The following is an 18142-nucleotide window of genomic DNA, read 5'->3' as shown; positions in this document are numbered from 1 at the left end:
CGTCATTTCTCCTCTCTGGTTTTTTCCAAACGGTTCAGGGCATTGATCATGGCAAGCGCGCTGGCCCGAACCACGTCGGCATCGGTTGCGCGGCCCACGGCCTTGATCCCTTCATGCTCGATGCGAACGGCGACACTGCCCAAAGCGTCCGATCCCTGAGTCACGGCGTTGACCGAGTATCTTTCCAGTTTGGCGGGAACGCCGACCAGCCCGTAAATGGCCTTGAACACGGCATCGATGGACCCTTCCCCAAAGGAACTGATCCGACGAATGTCCACTTCCCCGCCCAGACTGCCGAATTCCATGACCACGGCGGCATGCGGCGGCACGTCGCCGGTTCCGGAAAACACGCTCATGTCCACCAGCCGGAACTTGTCGCGGCGACGGTAGACCTTTTCCAGAATCATGGCTTCCACGTCCTCATCGTAAATCTGTTCCTTCTTGTCGGCCAGTTCCTTGACCGCACTGAACAGCATTGCCAGATGTTCATCATCCAGCTCGTACCCGAGTTCCTCGGCCTTCTTCTTCACGGCATGGCTGCCGGAATGCTTGCCGATGACAATGTCGGTACCGGTCCTGCCAATGGAAGCCGGAGTCATGATCTCGTAGGTCAACCGATTCTTGATCACGCCGTCCTGATGCACGCCGGATTCATGGGCGAATGCATTCGTGCCCACGATGGCCTTGTACGGCGGAATGGGCTGACCAATGATCTGGGACAACCTGCGGCAGGACGGATAAATCTGCTCGGTGTCGATCCGGGTCTCCACGTTGTACAATTCCTTGCGCGTATTGATGGCCATGACCACTTCTTCCAAAGCGGCATTGCCTGCACGCTCGCCAATGCCGGAGACCGTGCATTCCACCTGCCTTGCCCCGGCCTGAATCGCAGCCAGACTGTTGGCCACGGCCAGCCCCAGATCATTATGGCAATGCACGCTGAAGATGGCTTTCCCGGCATTGGGTATGTTCCCCAGCAGGTACTGAATCATTTCGTAATATTCAAAAGGCTGGGTATAGCCCACGGTATCCGGCACATTGCAGGTGGTGGCTCCGGCCGCAATGGCGGTCTCGAAGACCTTGACCAGAAAATCCCAGTCGGAACGGGACGCATCCTCTGCGGAGAACTCCACATTGGACGTGTATTGCGCAGCATGGCTCACGGCCTTGGCCGCCATGTCCAGCACCTGTTCCGGACTTTTGTTCAGCTTGTACTTCATGTGGATGTCGCTGGTGGCGACAAAGGTGTGAATCCGCGGATTGCGCGCTTCCTTCACGGCCTGCCAGCATCGATCGATGTCCTTGATCACGGTCCGGCACAGCCCGGCGACCTGCACATCGCCCACGGCCTTGCAAATCGCCTGCACGGCCTCGAAATCGCCCTGACTGGCAATGGGGAATCCGGCCTCGATAATGTCCACGCCAAGCGTTTCCAGTTGCCGGGCCATACGGATTTTTTCATCCAGATTCATGGTGGCGCCGGGGGACTGTTCTCCGTCACGCAGGGTGGTGTCGAAAACAAATACGCGGTCAGACATGGTTTCCTCCAAGGAGTCCTTGAGTCTTGTGTATACGGTAATACTATACAACGAAGCAACCGGACGCATTTGCGTTCGGCTGCAGGCCAGGGACGGTCGCTCGACTCTGAGCGGGATGAGATGTGTCGGGGGGAGGAGCTAGCTTAGCTCTTCTTTATTCTTATCCCTTAGCAGTCGGCTTCCTCGACGGGATAGAATAAATAGGGTGTAGATCGGGCCGGAAATCAGGTAGCCCAGAAAAAAGACGAAACCAAGGAGCTTGGGCCGGGAGGCCACCAGCACGAACACAAGAATGACGGTCACCATGGAGCTGAAGGGATGCGCCTTGAACGTGCTGAATTCCTTGAAGGAGTAGAAACGAATGGTGCTGACCAGGAAAAAGGACAGCACATAGACCAGTACCAGAGTCGCCACAGGCAACAGCGACTCCATGGACTGGGGAATATACTCGTGGAACAGAACCAGTGTGGCAAGGGTGCACGCACCCGCAGGAATCGGCAAGCCCACGAAATGCTTCTTGGAGCTGGAGGCCGCCTGCACATTGAACCGGGCGAGCCGAAGCGCACCGCAGGCAATGAACAGGAACGCGGCCATCATGCCGAGCCTGCCGAAGCTTTCGAGCTGCCAGAGATAGACCATGGTGGCGGGCACCACGCCGAAAGCCACGAGATCGGCCAGCGAGTCGAGTTGCACCCCGAACTCGCTGGTGGTCCGGGTAAGCCGGGCCACCTTGCCGTCCAAACCATCGAAAACGCAGCTGACCAGAATGCACAGGGCGCAGGTGACGAAATCGCCTCCAATAGCCGACAGCAAGCCCACGAAGCCCGTGAACAGGCTTGCGGTGGTAAGCAGATTCGGCAGTATGTATACGCTCTTGTGCGGGGGCAGCTTTTTTTCCATGACCTGATATCTTCTTTGTTTTCGAATGCGTTACTTGCGCTTCACGGCAAGTGTGGTCTCACCGGCCACGACTTCCTGGCCCATGAAGACGTTCGGAGCATATCCATCCGGCAGGTAAAGGTCAACTCGCGAGCCGAACTTAATAAGACCAAACCGGTCGGCCCTCTTGAGCTTGTCGCCGGGCTCGGCCCAGCACACGATGCGACGAGCGATGAGCCCCGCAATCTGCACCACGGTGAACCGCTGGTTGCCCTTGCCCACGATTTCCAGCAGGCAACGCTCGTTGTCCTTGCTGGCCTTGTCCAGGGAAGCATTGAAGAATTTGCCCGGAATGTAACGGATACGTTCGACCTTGCCGGAAACCGGCATCCGGTTCACATGCACGTTGAACACGTTCATGAACACGCACACGACCTGACGGGTTTCGCCGGTCAGGGGGTCCTCCTCGCGGGCGATCTTGCAAATCTTGCCATCGGCCGGGGAAACCACGGCTTCGGCATCCTCGGGAGCCACGCGCTCGGGATCACGAAAGAAATGACCGATGAACGCTGTGGCACACAGGCCGACAAGGGCCATGAACCAGCAGTCAAGCACAGCGAAAATCAGGGTGGTGAACGCAGCAATGACGATATAAGGCAGGCCCTCAAGAGACACGCCGACGGACGGAGTACGCATGTTCCGAATCTCCTTCTTTTTTAATGGTCTGTACCCGGACACAGGCCAAACCGCAAGTTTTGTTTTTACATTTACCATTGATGATCGTATACGGAATATCATGGACCCTGTCACACATCTCGCTTCCGGAATACTTGGTGCACAGGCGGCCCGTCGATGGTTTTCACGGGAACCGCTGTTGTATGCATTCTGCATTGCGGCAGCTCTGCTTCCAGATGCGGACGTACTGTTCACCAATTCGAACCCGGAACACAATCTGCTCTACCACCGGGGCGTATCCACATCGCTTTTCGGATGGCCCATCATGGCCATGATACTGTCCGCCCTGTACAAGCCGTTCACCCGCAGCGCATCCTACGGCAAAATACTGGTTCTGGCCCTGTTCGTCATCCTGCTGCACATCTGGCTGGACCTGATCACTTCATACGGCACCCAGCTTCTCGCGCCGTTTTCCACCCAGCGCTTCACTCTGGACGGCGTATTCATCATTGACCCCTTTTATACGGGAGTCATGCTGCTCTGCATCATTGTCGGAGCATTCTGGCAGACGAACCGGAAGATTCTGGGCATGCTCGGCCTGATCTGGATCGTGGCCTATCCGCTCTGGAACATGGCCACGGCGGAACGCATCCACAAACGACTGAGTCGGGAACTGGCATGGCACGGCGAAACCTATGACAGGTTGCATGTACTGCCGGATGCACTTTCCCCGATCTACTGGAAGATCATCCGGGAAAACGGTGACGGCTACAGCCTCACCACCCTGAACCTGCTGGACGAGGATCGCGAATATCCGGACATGCATTTCAACCGGGCATCCAGCGAGGAACTTGAACATCTCGGCAAGCAGGAATCCATGTTCAACACATTTGCCTGGTTTGCCCGCTGGCCTTTTCGCGACCAGCAGCCCCGGAACGAGAACACGCTTGTCACTTTCGGGGACGTCCGCTTCATCAGCACGAACCCCGTGCTGGCCCGGCTCATGGAAAACCGGAAGCCCCCCTTCACTCTGGAGGCCGTCATCGCGCCGGACGGCACCCTGCTCGAATGGCACTTTCATCGTTCGCGCAGCACGTTCAGCCGCAGGATCGGCGACCTGCCGTGAACTGGTTCCTGCTTTCCCTGTACACGGCTTTCGCACTGGCAACGGAAGCCGCCCTGCTCAAACGCTGGTTCTCGGACCTCGGTCCCTGGGACATGTGTGCCATTCCCTTTTTCTATTCCCTGCCCTTTTACGCCATCGGCCTTGCTTTCGTGGAAATCCCGGTGCTTCAGCCCGGCTACTGGCCCATCTTCGCATGGGTTTTACCGCTCACCATGATTGCCGTGGTCTTTCATTTCCGGGCCATCTACAGCTCCCCTCTGTCCCTGACCATGCCGTTTCTCGCATTCACCCCGGTCTTCGTGATCATCACCGGGCATGTGCTTCTCGGAGAAACCCTCGGCATTCAGGGCATCGGCGGCATTCTGCTGGTCATGGCCGGCGGCTACGTGCTCAATCTGGACAGCACTTCAAGTGGCTGGCTCGCCCCGATAAAGGCCATCGGCAACGAACCCGGCTCCCTGTACATGCTCGTTGCCGCCAGCCTGTACGGCCTGTGCGCCGTGGGCGGGAAAATGCTGATTCTCCGCTCCTCGCCCTGGTTTGCGGGCATCTTCTTTTTCCTGATCTTCGACATTGCGCTTGTCGGCATGCTCCTCCTGACACGCAGAACAACCTTGAAACAACTCTGCCGCAAACCGGCCAAGGGCATTGTCGCCGGAGTCGTGGTGGTCACGGAAATCATCGCGCATCATCTGGCGATCTCCCTTGTCCATGCCGCCTACATGGTTGCCATCAAGCGGCTGGCCGGCATCTTCGCGGTAGGCTATGGCTGGCTCTGGTTCCGGGAGGCAAACATCCGCTGCCGCCTGCTCGGCACGGCAATCATGACGGCCGGGGCAATGTGCATTGCTGCCTTCGGATAACCCGATCATCCTACCCTTTTGCGGAAATTTGACGTACCGTTCCAAAAACGAGGATTCCCCAATGAAAGAATATGACGTGGTTGTGATCGGCGCAGGCCCGGCGGGCGGCGCGGTAGCCAGTCCTCTGGCCGAAGCCGGGAAAAAAGTCGCCATGATCGAAGCAGACGGGTTCGGGGGCGTATGTCCGCTCCGAGGATGCAACCCCAAGAAAGTACTGCTTGCGGCGGCCGAAACCGTGGCCAGGGCAAGGCACATGGTCGGCAACGGCGTGACCGGAATTCCCGACATCGACTGGTCGGCACTGGCCGCATTCCGGGACGGTTTTGTCCTTCCGGTTCCCGAACGCGCGGAACAGGCATACCGATCCGAAGGCATTGACACGTATCACGGCTTTGCCCGTTTCACTTCTCCGGATACGGTTGAAGCCGGCGGCGAAACATTCACGGCCGAACACTTCTGCATTTGCGTGGGACAGACCCCCCATCCCCTGCAGATTCCGGGCGCGGAACTGCTGTCCACCAGTGACGATTTCCTTGCGCTCGACACCCTGCCGAACCGCATCGCCTTCATAGGCGGCGGCTACATCGCTCTGGAACTGGCGCACATTGCGGTGCGAGCCGGTACGGACGTGACCCTGCTCAACAGATCGGAACGCGTGCTCCGCTCGTTCGATCCGGTCCTGACCGGCATGCTTGTCGACGCGACCCGCGAGGCCGGAATCGACGTTCGACTGAACACTTCACCGCAATCCGTGGAACGAATTCATGAGGGGCTGCGCCTGCATCTGTCCTCGGGCAGATCACTCGACGCCGACATGGTGGTGAACTGCACAGGCAGAAAGCCCGCGCTGGAAGGGTTGGGGTTGTCCCGGGCCGAAGTGGACCACACACCGAGAGGAATCACGGTCAACCATCAGATGCAGTCCGTAACCAACCCCAAAGTCTATGCCATCGGAGACGTGGCGGAAACGCCCTATCCGCTCACGCCCACGGCCAGCCATGAAGGTGCGGTCGCCGCAGCCAACATTCTTTCCCCGCGCAGCGCCCATGCGAACTACACGGGCATCCCCAGAGTGGCGTTTACCATCCCGCCGATTGCCGCAGTGGGACTCGGCATTGAAGAGGCCGAGGAAAAAGGAATTCCCTTCACTCTCAAGGAATATGATCTGGACAAGGGATTTCCGTGGAAACGACTGGGAGAAAAATTCGGATACAGCCGCGTCCTGCTGAACGAAAAGGAAGACCGTGTGCTGGGCGCGCACATCCTTGGGCACCATGCCGAGGAAATCGCCAACCAGTTTGCCCTGATCATCCGGCAGATCGTGCCGCTTTCCGCAGTGCGGGACACTCTTTGGGCCTATCCCACCAGCGGCTACTATCTGAAATTCATGGTACAGGGAGAATAAAGGCGAACCGTCCGGCAGATTACTGCAGACGTTCCTCGACCTCGGGGTCAAGCACGGCCAGCACGGTCCCGGCCACCTTGTCCACGGCAACCTGTCCGTGATCATAACCCTTGACCTTGCGTACGTCCTTGACCAGGGCGAACATGATTTCGGCCTTGCCGTCGTCGCGGCGAAAACTCTTGAGCCCGCACAAGGTTGCAGCCTCGCGCAAGGTCTGCTCCGGCACATCCTGCCCCGGATGGTCGCGCTTGAGAATCACATGCGAGCTCGGCCCGTCCGAAACGTGAAACCAGTAGTCGAACGGACTGGCCGCCTTGCTGAGCATCTCGTGATTGGCCTTTTTGCTCCTGCCCCGAATGATGGTGAAACCGTCGGATGACCGAAACAGGGAAACCGCAAGCCCCTTGTAGCGTTTGGGCATGACCGGACCTGCTGGCGAAAAAGCCGGAGAATGCTCCTCATATCCGGACAATTCGCCGTTTTCAACGCGTTCGAGACGCTCCCGCATTTCCTCGCGTCGGCGTTCGATATGCGGCCTGCCGCGCTCTGCCTTGTCAGCCAGCTTGAAATACTTTTCCATGTTTTCCGTCATGGAAAGCAGCGGATTCAAGGGCACGGTCATCAGATCGCCATTCGGATGTTCCACGTCCACGGTTTCCAGACCATCCAATTTCTTCAATCGGTACAGATTGGCCTGAAGCGCCTCGGCAAGCATCTTGTTGGCGGAGAACCTGTCCAGCCGTTCCTCTTCCTGATCAAGCCGCTGCAAATTGCGAAGTATCTTCCTGCGCTCGCGCTTTCGCTGAATCTGCTCGGGACGTTCCTCCTCCATCTCCAGCAAAGGGAAGAGAGTCCGTTCGCCATAGGCATTGGCTGCGTCCACGGCAGAAGAGAAGACTTCCCCGGGGTTGTGCCCCAAAGGCCATGCCAACGGTGGCTTCCACGCATTCCCGGCACACGCGAGGTAAAACGCGTCGGCCATGCCCCCGACCACATTCAGATACAGGGAATGCGAGTCTTTCCCGGGAAGCGAAGCAAGCGCCTTTCGCAACGGCGGAGATATGTGCGGATACTCGCGCCACACCTCGGGATCATGCACGGCGTCTTCAAACGCGGGCCATTCCACGCTGGCCAAAAACTCCGGTTCAAGCTCATCGCAAAGGAACAGGCCGTTGCGAACGTCGAACACGAGATACGCACCGCTGTCCTTGGGATCGGAGCGGGGAGAAAGTTCAAAGGCCAGCCGAAGATTCGGCCAATCCACGAAATGACGGAAAAGGAGTCGCCCCTGAAGCCGCTTGCGAAACCACATGGCGCGGGCCGGGGCATTGGCGGGGTTGGCAGGCTTGGCTGCGGACAAAAAAAGATGGCCCGCCGACTTGGCGGGCCTGAACAACACATGCAACGGCGCGCCCGTGTTCCGGACCTTCAAGGTCCAGACATCGGGTGCCGGACTGAAGACCTTGTCCACCCGGCGGCCGGAAAGGAACTCTCCCAATTCCGAGGCCAGGAAGCGAAAGAAATTGGCTTCCATTGCTTGAAGACCTCGACGCTAGTCGCCGCGAACGGCTTCGTCCTCTTCCTGCTTGCTCTTGCACTCGATGCAGAGCGTGGTCATGGGACGGGCCTTGAGTCGAGCCACGCCGATCTCTTCGCCACAATCCTGGCAAAGACCGAAATCGCCATCCTCGATGCGCGTGATGGCATTCTGAATCTTCTTGATGAGCTTGCGCTCCCTGTCGCGAAGCCGCAGCGTGAACGCACGGTCGGATTCGGCGGTCGCTCTGTCCGCAGGATCGGCATACACCTCTCCCGATTCGGTCATGTCCTCGATGGTCTCATCGCTCTTCTGCAGGACATCATCAAGCATCCCGTTGAGAAGTTCCCGAAAGTACTGAAGATCCTTTGCTTCCATATGGTGCCTCCACGATGGGTAAGGTGTCGTTGTGGAAGTTGTGACCGGATTCGCATGTCCAAAACCAGAACGCGTTGATATACCAAAACCCCACGAAAAGTAAACCCTCACCCATTGCTTATAGATTACAACAGGTTCAAAATCGCCGCAACGGGCATTTTTTTCATACTTTCTGCTTGACACCTTCAGGGCACCCGGCTAAACAGTTTCTCGCCTTGAGGGCAGGAAATCTGTCCGTCCGCACCTTCGGAATGGAAACGCGGCGACAAAATTGAATCTCGACGAATTTTCGGGGTTTACATCTCTCCTCAAGCGGGTTAGATACATATTTCGTTTTCGAGCGGGAATAACTCAGTGGTAGAGTGCAACCTTGCCAAGGTTGAAGTCGCGGGTTCAAATCCCGTTTCCCGCTCCAAGACACGGCGACATAGCCAAGTGGTAAGGCAGAGGTCTGCAAAACCTCCATTCCCCGGTTCAAATCCGGGTGTCGCCTCCACGCGGGAATAACTCAGTGGTAGAGTGCAACCTTGCCAAGGTTGAAGTCGCGGGTTCAAATCCCGTTTCCCGCTCCAGAGAGCATCGGCCGACCTTCGGGTCGGCCATTTACATAGCCCCATATATTGCGGGAATAACTCAGTGGTAGAGTGCAACCTTGCCAAGGTTGAAGTCGCGGGTTCAAATCCCGTTTCCCGCTCCATACGGAAATAAAGCCGGTCCGAAAGGATCGGCTTCTTTTTTTGTCTTTTTTCCTCTGCATCCCCTCTTCCCGGAACAGTCCGTGCAATAAGCTTGCGAACGGCAATGATTTCCCAACCCATGCCGTCCCGAACATCATGAAAAAACACATGCAGTTTTCTCCACCTTCGGACACGGGCATCCCGCCGCATCCCGCAAGTCACTGGTCGGCCATCGCCTCGGCAGGCATGCAGGCCCGAAACTTTGCGGGCGGGTATGTCGCCAGAACAGCGGCGATCGCTCCGGATTTCTATTCGCAGACCAGCCTGATCAAGGACATTGCCAGACTCTGCGACCCGGACGAACCCATTTCCGACCAGACATTGCTCAACGTGGCCGTAAAGTACTTTTTTGCCTATGTTCATGACGGCGCTCAGGCGGATGAAATCCCCTTCCCGGAAATTTCCGCCCTGTTCGAGCTCTTTGGCAGGCACCAGAGTCTGAACGAGCCGGACGACGACATCGAAACAATGCACCGCCTCAGGCAATGGTCGCCGGTTCTCCGCATTCTGGCTGACGCGCCCCGGGCAGCGCACGTCATGCGCGCGGTAATCAACCAGAAGGCCATCCGCCCTTGCCTCGATGATCCCTACATGGGAGTGGACATCGGAGCCGGAACCGGAATCATGCTTCTGGCCCAGCAGATACAGGCCAGACGGCTCGGCTATGAAGACGTGTTCACATGGGGGTATCAGGATGATCCCGTGTGCGGGGAACGCACGCACGATCTGGTGCGGGCTCTCGGCGCGGGCAGCGTACTTCTGGCCGATCCCGGCCGGGCTTCCGCGTCCAACCTTCTTCAGGGACGCAAGCTGACCTATGTTGCCAACGAAGTGGTTGCCGGAATTCAGCAATCCTACGGGGCAATCAATTTCTTCCGGAAATACGAAACCTTTTTCGAAGTGGCAGGACCGGGGCTCGCCAGAACCGCCTTTTTCCCGGACGGACTCATCGTGTACAGCCGCGATGTGGGCGTTTCCCTGATTCTTTCGCGGGAAAACCGCTTTCAACCGCCGCCCGAATACTGGGACGCAACATTCACCCCGCAAGGCCTCATCCTCGAAGGCCGCGTCACGCCCATGCACAAGCTCGGAGCGGATTTCTACCAGTATATCGAGTAGGAAAAACTTCCGGCGATCCCTTCGGAAGAACCAGAGTGCAGCCCTAACACTGCCAAAGGAACGATGTCTTCCGGGAGGCTGCGGAAACCGTTCCTGTTCTACACGAGCCGGTTCACGGACGTATCGCGGAACATGGCAAGTGCAAGGTTCTGTTCCCGGTCAAGACGATTGGCTACCGCATTGCGCACACGCTCGGTAGAGGAACCGAACTGTCCCTTGCGGGTCTGGTACACGCCCTTGATCAGGTCCTCGCTGAATTCGGCTTTCTGCTCGCCGCCCAGAAAGGTATCCACGACCTTGTTGAAAATCCGGGCCGCGCCTGTCGGGCCGTGCTGCACCGATGTGCTCCACAGCACCTCGCGCAGAGCCGGGGGCGCATTCTCGAAATCGAGACCGGTCTGTTCAAGAATCATGTCGCGGGCTGGCAGATAGTTTTCCTTGCGAACAAAGGCATGCTGCAATTCCTCGAACCGCTCGGGATTTTCCGAAGCGATCTTCTTCCAGACCTCGGGCATGGCCCCCTGCTTCGATCCGGTGTCGGCAGGTCCGGCATTGCGAAGCCGCCCTGCCCATGCCGGGGCCTTTTCATCGAGAAAATCGAGAAAACGGTCCATGGTGCCAACATTGGACGCGATCTGATAGGTGCCGTAGGAGGTTCCGCCCACGCGGTCGTACCCGATGGCAGACGTGCCGCTCCGGCCGGATTCGAACTGAGCGGACAAGGCGCCCACGGCCTGATAGGCCTTGGCAGCGGCTGCGGCTGCGGCTTTCGGGGATGCCATGGCAGGGACATTGGCGGATTGCCGAGACATGGGAGCACGAGGCAGACCGGCTTCGGACCGCATGAGCCGATTGATGGTGGACAAGGCATCCATCATCAGGGCGTCGGTCATGAGCGATGAATCAAACCCGCCGAGCTTGCCCTTTTGCCCGGGATCGCTGTTCCCGCCAAGTACGGATCGGGCCATGCGCATCTGAACGTCAAAAACCTTGCGAAGCTGCTCGGCCCGGGCCGGGTCAGCCTTGCCCGATTCCTTGGCCTGCAAGACCAGACCGGCATTCAATTCCGAAAGTTTGTCCAACGACATGACGCACTGCTCCCGTGTCAGATTTTTGGCCAATACAGGCCTCCGTCACGGAACAAGCAAATGGCGGACCAACCACGACAACAGTCTGAAATACAGACGAATCAGCTTTTCGAAAGCCAGTCCTGAAACCGCATGTCCCGGCGCAGCAGGTCCATGATCCTGCGATGACCGGAAGGAAAGGCGTATCCGCCAAATTCAGAGGGAGGCACGAATTTGCCATCCACTGCGGCACGAAAATCCGGTGCAGGTTCCCCGTCATGAACAGGCAGACAGAAATATCCGTGCATGGTAACGCGATATTTGGTGTATCCGTACCGAACCACACCAATCTTCTCCACGGGCCGGACTTCCAGCCCGGTTTCCTCGCGATATTCACGGACAACCGCCAGTTCCGGGGTTTCCCCGTCTTCCAGCACACCACCCGGGAACTCCCAAAGACCGGGCCAGACATCATCGGGCCGTCGCTTCTGAATCAGGATTCGCCCGCCATGCATAAGCAGACCGGTGGCCATCTCGATTCGAATGTATTCCCTGGGGGCGGCAGGAAGCGGCCGTTGCGCAACGGTTCCGGCAGCAAGCGAAACGCAATGCCCGCGCACAGGGCATGCATCGCAATCCGGCTTGCGGGAACAGACCAATGCGCCGAACTCCATGAGTGCCTGATTGAAATCTCCGGGAGACCCCACGGGGATCAACGACAGGACCTTGTCGTACACCGTCTTTTTGACGTCCTGAAGCGTTACCGGCCTGTCGAGGTTCAAAAGCCGTGCGAACACGCGCAACACATTGGCGTCCACAGCCGGGACAGCCTGTCCGAAGGCAATGCTGGCAATGGCTCCGGCCGTATAAGGGCCGATGCCGGGAAGTGACCGGATGGCATCGGGATCGGACGGAAAAACACCGTTCATTTCCCCGAGCACCAGTGCAGCGGCCTTGCGCAGGTTGCGGGCGCGGGTGTAGTAGCCCAGCCCTTCCCATGCCTTGAGCACCTGTTCCTCGGGCGCCCGGGCAAGGGATTCAATGTCCGGAAACGCCTGCATCCAGCGCTCGAAATACGGCACCACACGATCCATCTGGGTCTGCTGGGCCATGATCTCGGAAATCCAGACCTTGTACGGAGCCGGGTCGCTTCGCCACGGCAAATCACGCTGACTGGACCGATACCAGGCAAGCAGTTCGTCAACAAATGCCTTGTCATTCATGAGGCAGGGATTACCCGCCCTTGGCCTGATTGGCAACAGCCCGAGCCGCCTTGGCCACGGCCTCGGGATCACCCAGATAGTAATGCCGAATCGGAGCAAGCTCCCTGTCCAGTTCGTACACAAGGGGCACGCCTGTCGGGATATTGAGCCTGGTAATCTCGTCCTCGGTCATGCCGTCCAGATGCTTGACCAGACCGCGCAGGGAGTTGCCGTGAGCCACGATGAGCACACGCCTGCCTTCCCGAATCTGCGGAGCAATGGTCTCGAACCAGTATGGAAGGGTTCTCCCGATGGTATCCTTGAGACTCTCGCACAGAGGCAGCTCCTCGGCGGAAAGATCGGCATATCGCGAATCAAGTCCGGGAAAACGGGAGTCCCCCTTTTCAAGAGCGGGAGGCGGGGTGTCGAAACTGCGCCGCCAGATGAACACCTGCTCGTCGCCGTATTTCCCGGCGGTCTCGGCCTTGTTCAATCCCTGAAGCGCACCGTAATGCCGCTCGTTGAGCCGCCATGTCTTCATGACCGGCAGCCAGAGCATGTCCATGTGATCCTGAACGATCCACAGTGTCCGAATGGCGCGCTTGAGCACCGAGGTATGGGCAAGATCGAAGGTGAAGCCCTCTTCCCGCAGCAGACGCGCACCTTCCAGAGCTTCCTCCGCGCCCTGCCTGGTCAGGTCCACATCGGTCCACCCCGTGAATCGGTTCTCCAGATTCCAGACGCTCTGGCCGTGACGGATAAGTACCAGCTTGTGCATTCCAACCTCCGAAATGAATCAAAATCATCAAGGGTCGGAATCAGGGTACAGCAGAACCCTCAAAAAGGAAAAGACGCAAAAGGGACTTATAACCTAGTAGCGCCGAGGAGCCACGGAACGCATTTCCTCGTCCAGCTGTTCAAAGAGTTCACGCTTTCGCTTCTCGAATCCCAATCCGCTCTTGATGGCGGCTCCGGCAAGGCAAAGCACGCTCAGGATGATGACCAGCCCCTTTGTGAACTCCCATTGCTGACTTCGGATGGATTCCACGATCCAATGCCCCTGCACGTCCCGGGTGAAGTAAATGAATGCGGGCAGGCCGACCAGAGCCAATCCCAGACCGATCAGTTCGAACCAGATGAAATTGCGACCGAGCATGAGTACGAACAACGTGCTGTCACGGACAATCCGCAAGGTCACGAGCCGACCTTGCAGGGTATCGATATGTTCTTCGATTTCATCGAGAAAACGCATGGACTTGCGAAAGATGTCCGCCTGACGCAAGGGTTGGGTCTTGATCCAGTTGATCTTGTCCACGCAAAAATTGAAGTCCTTGTTGAACTCGAGAAGCAGCTTGGGAAACGGAAACCATGCCGCCTCACGCTGAATCTCCCTGATCCTGTCGGACAGATATTCAACGTTGGCGTTGATGCGCTTGACCTCTCTGGCAACCTCGTTGTCCAGTCGGGAGGAAAACTTGTCCTTGCCGCGAAGCAGCATGCGAAACGAGACATAGTTGTCCACTTCGCCGTATCGTCGCAGACGCTCGAGTTCTTCGTTGGCAACTTCGAAAAAATGATGGTTTTCATCGAACCGCTCGGTGATGTCGCCAAACAGCTTCTTCACGTCCTCGCGCACCTGCTTGACACGGTCTTCGGCATCCGCCCACCATTCCCACATGGCACTCATGATCTGCACGCGGCCCCGGTCCAGCTCCGGGTCCACCAGTATCCGATTGAACATGTCCGGATCACGTGAAACCAGATCGCGGAAGACATCCAGAGCCTGGCCCGTGAATCCCATCTTCACCATGCACACGCCCTGACGATAGACCGGCTCCAGCCATGTCGGGGAAAAGGAATTGGCCCGCTTGTAATTGGTCACGGCCTCCTTGAGGCTGCCCTCCACCTCCATGAGCCGTCCCTGCAGAAAGGAAAAATACCCCTGCTGCATGGGCGTATAGCTCATGCGCTCGGCCTCCTGCCAATGAAACAGGGCCTGATTCGGGTCCCCGCGATCCAGAAACAGGAAACCACTCAGGGAATGCGGCTGGTAACTGCGCTGATATTTGAGCGTTGCCTGCTTGATGAGCTCCTCGGCCTCGTCATAGGAGCGTTCCTGAAGCTTGTGCAGTGCATCCCAGATGTATTCGCCCTCGGGCGGCGCCAGGGACTTCATGGCATCGGCCCATTCCTTTGCCCGACTGCGCCACATGATGTTCAAGGTGCGAAGCTGGCAAGGCACATTGATCTCGAAAATCGCACGGGCAAGAACGCCTTCGATGTTCTTCTTGTCGGCCACAAGGTCAAGCATGTCCTCGAAATTCTCCACGCTGACCTTGCTGTCGATGTTGTTCATGCCCTTGCCGATTTCCTCCAGATTATACTGGGCCAACTGTTTCCAGACATTGGAATACAGCTTGCTGATCCGCTTGGTCGGACAATCGCCCGGCGCATGATTCTTCTGCCCGCAGTAGAAGCATTCGGCACCTTCCATGTCCACGAGCACATTGGGCAAAGCCACCTGAATCGTGCCGTGCCTGTCTTGCTCCCCGCCGTCCTTCAGACTGATGTTGACCCAACTGTCGAGGGAAATCTGTTCCGTACCGTATCGCGCTTCATTGATATGAAAGGAATCCGAAAGCAGGAAGCCGTCCGCAATGCGCACATGGGGAAAATCCGGAGCAAGACGGTTCCAGTCCAGCCCCACCTTTTTCGGCATTTCCTCGGAAAAGGGAAGACGGCCCTGCGGCACGGCGGCCATGACGATCGGCCAGTACTGCCTCTCCTCATCATCCTTCACGTCGCGAATGAGGCTCAGGATTTCGCTGCAAAACGTCTTGAGCAGCCGAAAGCTGTCCAGGGGGAAGAACAGAAAGCCTTCATTGACGTCGGATATGTACTTGAGGCCGAGACGCTTGATGAGCTCGGTAATTTCCCCGGAAAAATCCCGCCAGCCGACAATGCTCTCCTTGTCCGTCATCCTGCCCAGCGGCTTGATGATGAAATACCAGCGCAAGGTGGACTCGTAGTCCAGGGACTGGTCCACATTCAGGGCAAGCCAATCCACGGGAGCCAGCCCTTCGAGCTGCCCCCATTCCCGGGTGCTGAGCCCAGGCACTCCGGCCACTGCATCCTTGAGCTTGGGATGAATCCATACCTCGAACTCCGAAGGCGTCTTGGCTGTCTGGCGATCCAGTTCCGCAGCCAGCGACATGGAAAACTCCATGCTGTATCCCACCAGCATGGTCATGGGGAATATCTGGCAGAACACCTTGAGATTGTTGACCTTGGCCCAGATCTGAAGCCGGGCCACGGCCCGAAACACCTCGACGGTATTGCAGAACCAGAGGGCCTGATCCTCCTCGCGCACAACCTCGATAACCCCGTATTCCCGAAGGGTGCCGCCAATGGCGGCATTCATCTTGCCGGACCAGACCATCCATACGCCGTAGCCCGAGGCAACAAGCCGTGATTGCGTGATTTCAGGAAGTTGATCAGCGAGCTTGGCAATGGTCGGCATGGCAATCCTTTCCCGCGGCCTTTCCTTCGTCATCGGCCCGGAGATGCTGAGGTTGTGCTAACGCAATGAATTCAGGGGAATTTCCTTCCCCTCCAGCGCTTTGCAAATCAGGTTCCAAACCCGATCCGCTTCATGCTTTTTTCCCCTTTTTTCAGCGCCTTGTACATATATTTCCGCCTTGCGACGCAATTCGTCAAGAGCGGCCCGCCGGTCCTCACCGTCAATTTTTCCGCTTTGCAGCATCTTTACGATGGCTCGCATCCGGTAGATATCCAGACAGGGAACCGCATTGGAAAGCTGATCCGGTCGCCCTCCCCTTTTGACGGTCAGCGCCTCGCGCAACAGCCCCACGGGATATTCCCATGCCCGAAGCCAGAGGTCGTAATCCTCGCAGGCAGGCATTTCCTCGTCGAACGGTCCGACATCATTCCAGAATTCTCTGGAAAACATGACACAGGACGGACTCACCAGACACATTTTCAGAGACTCCCGAAAAAAGACCCCCTCAGGCTTGGCGTGTTTCCTCTTCTGATTTACCCGCCTACCTCCCCGGTACCATATTTCCTCGGTCTGGCTGATATGATGCCCGTTCGCAAGCATGTGCGCCACATGCCGCGTCAATTTTTCCGGCAGCCAGTAATCATCCGAATCCAGCAGTGCGATGACATCACCGGACGAGACCGCAATTCCCGCGTTTCTGGCTGCGGAAACCCCGCGATTCGTCCGGGACAGGACCCGAATCCGGGAATCCTCGAACATCTGCAATCGCTGGACCGTGTCGTCCGTGGACCCGTCGTCGATCACAATGCATTCCCAACGGGAATATGTTTGACCAAGCACCGAGTCCACGGCTTCCACAACAAAATCCGCTCGATCAAACGTCGGAATGATAACACTCACCAAAGGGCTTCGCATCCGGCAACTCCTTGCCAATCCCAACCGGAACTGTCATGCTCCGGCTATACGTTTCCATGAGGTCGAATTCATGAAGATATTTCAGGTCATCAATGTCAGATGGTTCAACGCAACAGCATGGTACGCCCTGTACCTGAGCAAGCTGCTCTCCGATGACGGACACGATGTGACCGTCGTGGTCCAGCCCGGCACCCTGCCCGAGGCAAAGGCTCGGGAAATGGGGCTCGATACCGTGGCCGTGGACTTGAATTCCACCCATCCGGTCACCTTTGCCAAATCCACGTCCCAGGTCGTGAATCTGCTCCGCGAACGCCAGCCCGACATAGTGAACTGCCACAGAGGCGACGGCTTCTTTCTCTGGGCCGCACTCAAATACATGGGCCGAGGCTACAAGCTCGTACGCACTCGCGGCGACCAGCGCGCTCCCAGACGGGATTTCGTCAACCGTTTCATGCACGCCAGCGTGGCTGATGCCGTCGTGGTCACACATCGACGCATGGCCGACTATTTCCTGAAAAAGATGCGCACCCCGGCAGACGGACTCTGGCTGATTCACGGCGGAGTCGACACCTCGACCTTCCACTTCGACGCAGAAGGCCGCGACCGGGTACGTCGGGAATTCGATTTTTCCGACGACCATACCGTGGTGGGCTTACTGGGCCGTTTCGACCGGGTCAAGGGCCAGAAGGAACTGATCAAGACCATTGCCCGCCTGCGCGCCCAGGGCAGGGAAGACATCCGCCTTTTCCTCGTGGGTTTCGACACGGCCATGCGCGAGGAACAGATTCAGGAATGGCTCACGGAATACGACCTCCGGGACATCACGCGCATCAGCGGACGCCGTTCGGATATTGCCGCATGCATTTCCGCCATGGACATCGGCGTGATCGCCTCGCTCTGGTCCGAGGCCATTGCCCGGGCCGCCCTTGAAATCATGGCCTGCAACATCCCTCTGGCAACCACCAGCGTGGGCGTCATGCCCGATCTGGCTGCCCCGGGAACCATTGTCCCTCCCTGCGATCCGGAAGCGCTGGCAAAACCCGTTGCACGACTCATGGACGAACCCGAGTTCCGCTCCAAGGTACTGGAAGCCCAGCAGCGCACCATGTCCCAATTGTCGGGCAACGATTTTCTGCGGCGCACACTGAGCCTGTATCAAACCCTGCTCGACAAGTAACCCA

The 18142-nt window shown here is 57.7% G+C and carries 15 protein-coding genes and 4 tRNA genes; 9 read left to right on the top strand and 10 right to left on the bottom strand.

All coding sequences use genetic code 11. From position 1 onward, the window contains the following. Positions 1-2 precede the first annotated feature (2 nt). The 3 genes from MPN23_RS02185 to MPN23_RS02175 all read right to left on the bottom strand — a co-directional run bounded on the left by MPN23_RS02185 (position 3) and on the right by MPN23_RS02175 (position 3113). Positions 3-1538, bottom strand: a complete 1536-nt coding sequence (locus tag MPN23_RS02185) for a 2-isopropylmalate synthase (protein ID WP_243545826.1) — start codon at positions 1536-1538, stop codon at positions 3-5. A gap of 138 nt (positions 1539-1676) precedes the next feature. Continuing rightward, positions 1677-2438, bottom strand: a complete 762-nt coding sequence (pssA, locus tag MPN23_RS02180) for a CDP-diacylglycerol--serine O-phosphatidyltransferase (protein ID WP_243545825.1) — start codon at positions 2436-2438, stop codon at positions 1677-1679. A gap of 30 nt (positions 2439-2468) precedes the next feature. Continuing rightward, positions 2469-3113 carry a phosphatidylserine decarboxylase family protein gene (locus tag MPN23_RS02175; protein ID WP_243545824.1) on the bottom strand — a complete coding sequence of 215 codons (645 nt, stop codon included), beginning with the start codon at positions 3111-3113 and terminating at the stop codon, positions 2469-2471. 100 nt (positions 3114-3213) lie between these two features. On the opposite strand from MPN23_RS02175, the gene MPN23_RS02170 reads away from it, so the two are divergent. From MPN23_RS02170 to MPN23_RS02160, 3 genes are all read left to right on the top strand, one after another. Next, positions 3214-4218 carry a metal-dependent hydrolase gene (locus MPN23_RS02170; RefSeq protein ID WP_243545823.1) on the top strand — a complete coding sequence of 335 codons (1005 nt, stop codon included), beginning with the start codon at positions 3214-3216 and terminating at the stop codon, positions 4216-4218. Further along, positions 4215-5081, top strand: coding sequence for a DMT family transporter (locus tag MPN23_RS02165; RefSeq protein WP_243545822.1), 867 nt, complete (start codon positions 4215-4217; stop codon positions 5079-5081). The genes MPN23_RS02170 and MPN23_RS02165 overlap by 4 nt, the downstream gene beginning before the upstream one ends. Positions 5082-5142: 61 nt before the next feature. Beyond that, entirely contained in the window at positions 5143-6486 is a 1344-nt protein-coding gene (locus MPN23_RS02160; protein ID WP_243545821.1) for a dihydrolipoyl dehydrogenase family protein, read from the top strand. A 19-nt stretch (positions 6487-6505) separates the two neighbouring features. Here MPN23_RS02160 and MPN23_RS02155 read toward each other — a convergent pair whose 3' ends face one another. Then, a complete protein-coding gene (locus tag MPN23_RS02155) occupies positions 6506-8020 on the bottom strand; it encodes an NFACT RNA binding domain-containing protein (RefSeq protein WP_243545820.1) in 1515 nt (504 codons plus the stop codon). An 18-nt stretch (positions 8021-8038) separates the two neighbouring features. Continuing rightward, positions 8039-8401, bottom strand: a complete 363-nt coding sequence (gene dksA / locus MPN23_RS02150) for an RNA polymerase-binding protein DksA (protein WP_243545819.1) — start codon at positions 8399-8401, stop codon at positions 8039-8041. Between the two features lie 340 nt (positions 8402-8741). Here dksA and MPN23_RS02145 point away from each other — a divergent pair. The 5 genes from MPN23_RS02145 to MPN23_RS02125 all read left to right on the top strand — a co-directional run bounded on the left by MPN23_RS02145 (position 8742) and on the right by MPN23_RS02125 (position 10257). Continuing rightward, positions 8742-8816: transfer RNA gene (locus MPN23_RS02145), tRNA-Gly, on the top strand. 6 nt (positions 8817-8822) lie between these two features. Continuing rightward, positions 8823-8897: transfer RNA gene (locus tag MPN23_RS02140), tRNA-Cys, on the top strand. 1 nt (position 8898) lies between these two features. Next, positions 8899-8973, top strand: a tRNA-Gly gene (locus MPN23_RS02135). 50 nt (positions 8974-9023) lie between these two features. Beyond that, positions 9024-9098: transfer RNA gene (locus MPN23_RS02130), tRNA-Gly, on the top strand. Positions 9099-9246: 148 nt separating this feature from the next. After that, positions 9247-10257, top strand: a complete 1011-nt coding sequence (locus MPN23_RS02125) for a hypothetical protein (protein ID WP_243545818.1) — start codon at positions 9247-9249, stop codon at positions 10255-10257. A 98-nt stretch (positions 10258-10355) separates the two neighbouring features. On the opposite strand, the gene MPN23_RS02120 is transcribed toward MPN23_RS02125, so the two are convergent. The 5 genes from MPN23_RS02120 to MPN23_RS02100 all read right to left on the bottom strand — a co-directional run bounded on the left by MPN23_RS02120 (position 10356) and on the right by MPN23_RS02100 (position 16961). Then, positions 10356-11345 carry a VgrG-related protein gene (locus MPN23_RS02120; RefSeq protein ID WP_243545817.1) on the bottom strand — a complete coding sequence of 330 codons (990 nt, stop codon included), beginning with the start codon at positions 11343-11345 and terminating at the stop codon, positions 10356-10358. 101 nt (positions 11346-11446) lie between these two features. Then, entirely contained in the window at positions 11447-12547 is a 1101-nt protein-coding gene (gene mutY, locus MPN23_RS02115) for an A/G-specific adenine glycosylase (RefSeq protein ID WP_243545816.1), read from the bottom strand. A gap of 10 nt (positions 12548-12557) precedes the next feature. Further along, a complete protein-coding gene (gene gpmA, locus MPN23_RS02110; RefSeq protein ID WP_243545815.1) occupies positions 12558-13304 on the bottom strand; it encodes a 2,3-diphosphoglycerate-dependent phosphoglycerate mutase in 747 nt (248 codons plus the stop codon). A 93-nt stretch (positions 13305-13397) separates the two neighbouring features. Then, a complete protein-coding gene (locus MPN23_RS02105) occupies positions 13398-16046 on the bottom strand; it encodes a tetratricopeptide repeat protein (RefSeq protein ID WP_243545814.1) in 2649 nt (882 codons plus the stop codon). Positions 16047-16103: 57 nt separating this feature from the next. Continuing rightward, on the bottom strand, positions 16104-16961 hold the full coding sequence (locus MPN23_RS02100) for a glycosyltransferase family 2 protein (RefSeq protein WP_243545813.1): 858 nt from the start codon (positions 16959-16961) through the stop codon (positions 16104-16106). Between the two features lie 70 nt (positions 16962-17031). Between MPN23_RS02100 and MPN23_RS02095 the strand changes: the two genes are divergently transcribed. After that, a complete protein-coding gene (locus MPN23_RS02095) occupies positions 17032-18138 on the top strand; it encodes a glycosyltransferase family 4 protein (protein WP_243545812.1) in 1107 nt (368 codons plus the stop codon). Positions 18139-18142 lie beyond the last annotated feature (4 nt).

Source organism: Pseudodesulfovibrio tunisiensis (genome assembly GCF_022809775.1).
Lineage (GTDB): Bacteria > Desulfobacterota > Desulfovibrionia > Desulfovibrionales > Desulfovibrionaceae > Pseudodesulfovibrio > Pseudodesulfovibrio tunisiensis.
Note: the sequence above shows the minus strand (reverse complement) of the source record. Positions and strands in the feature narration are given on the sequence as shown.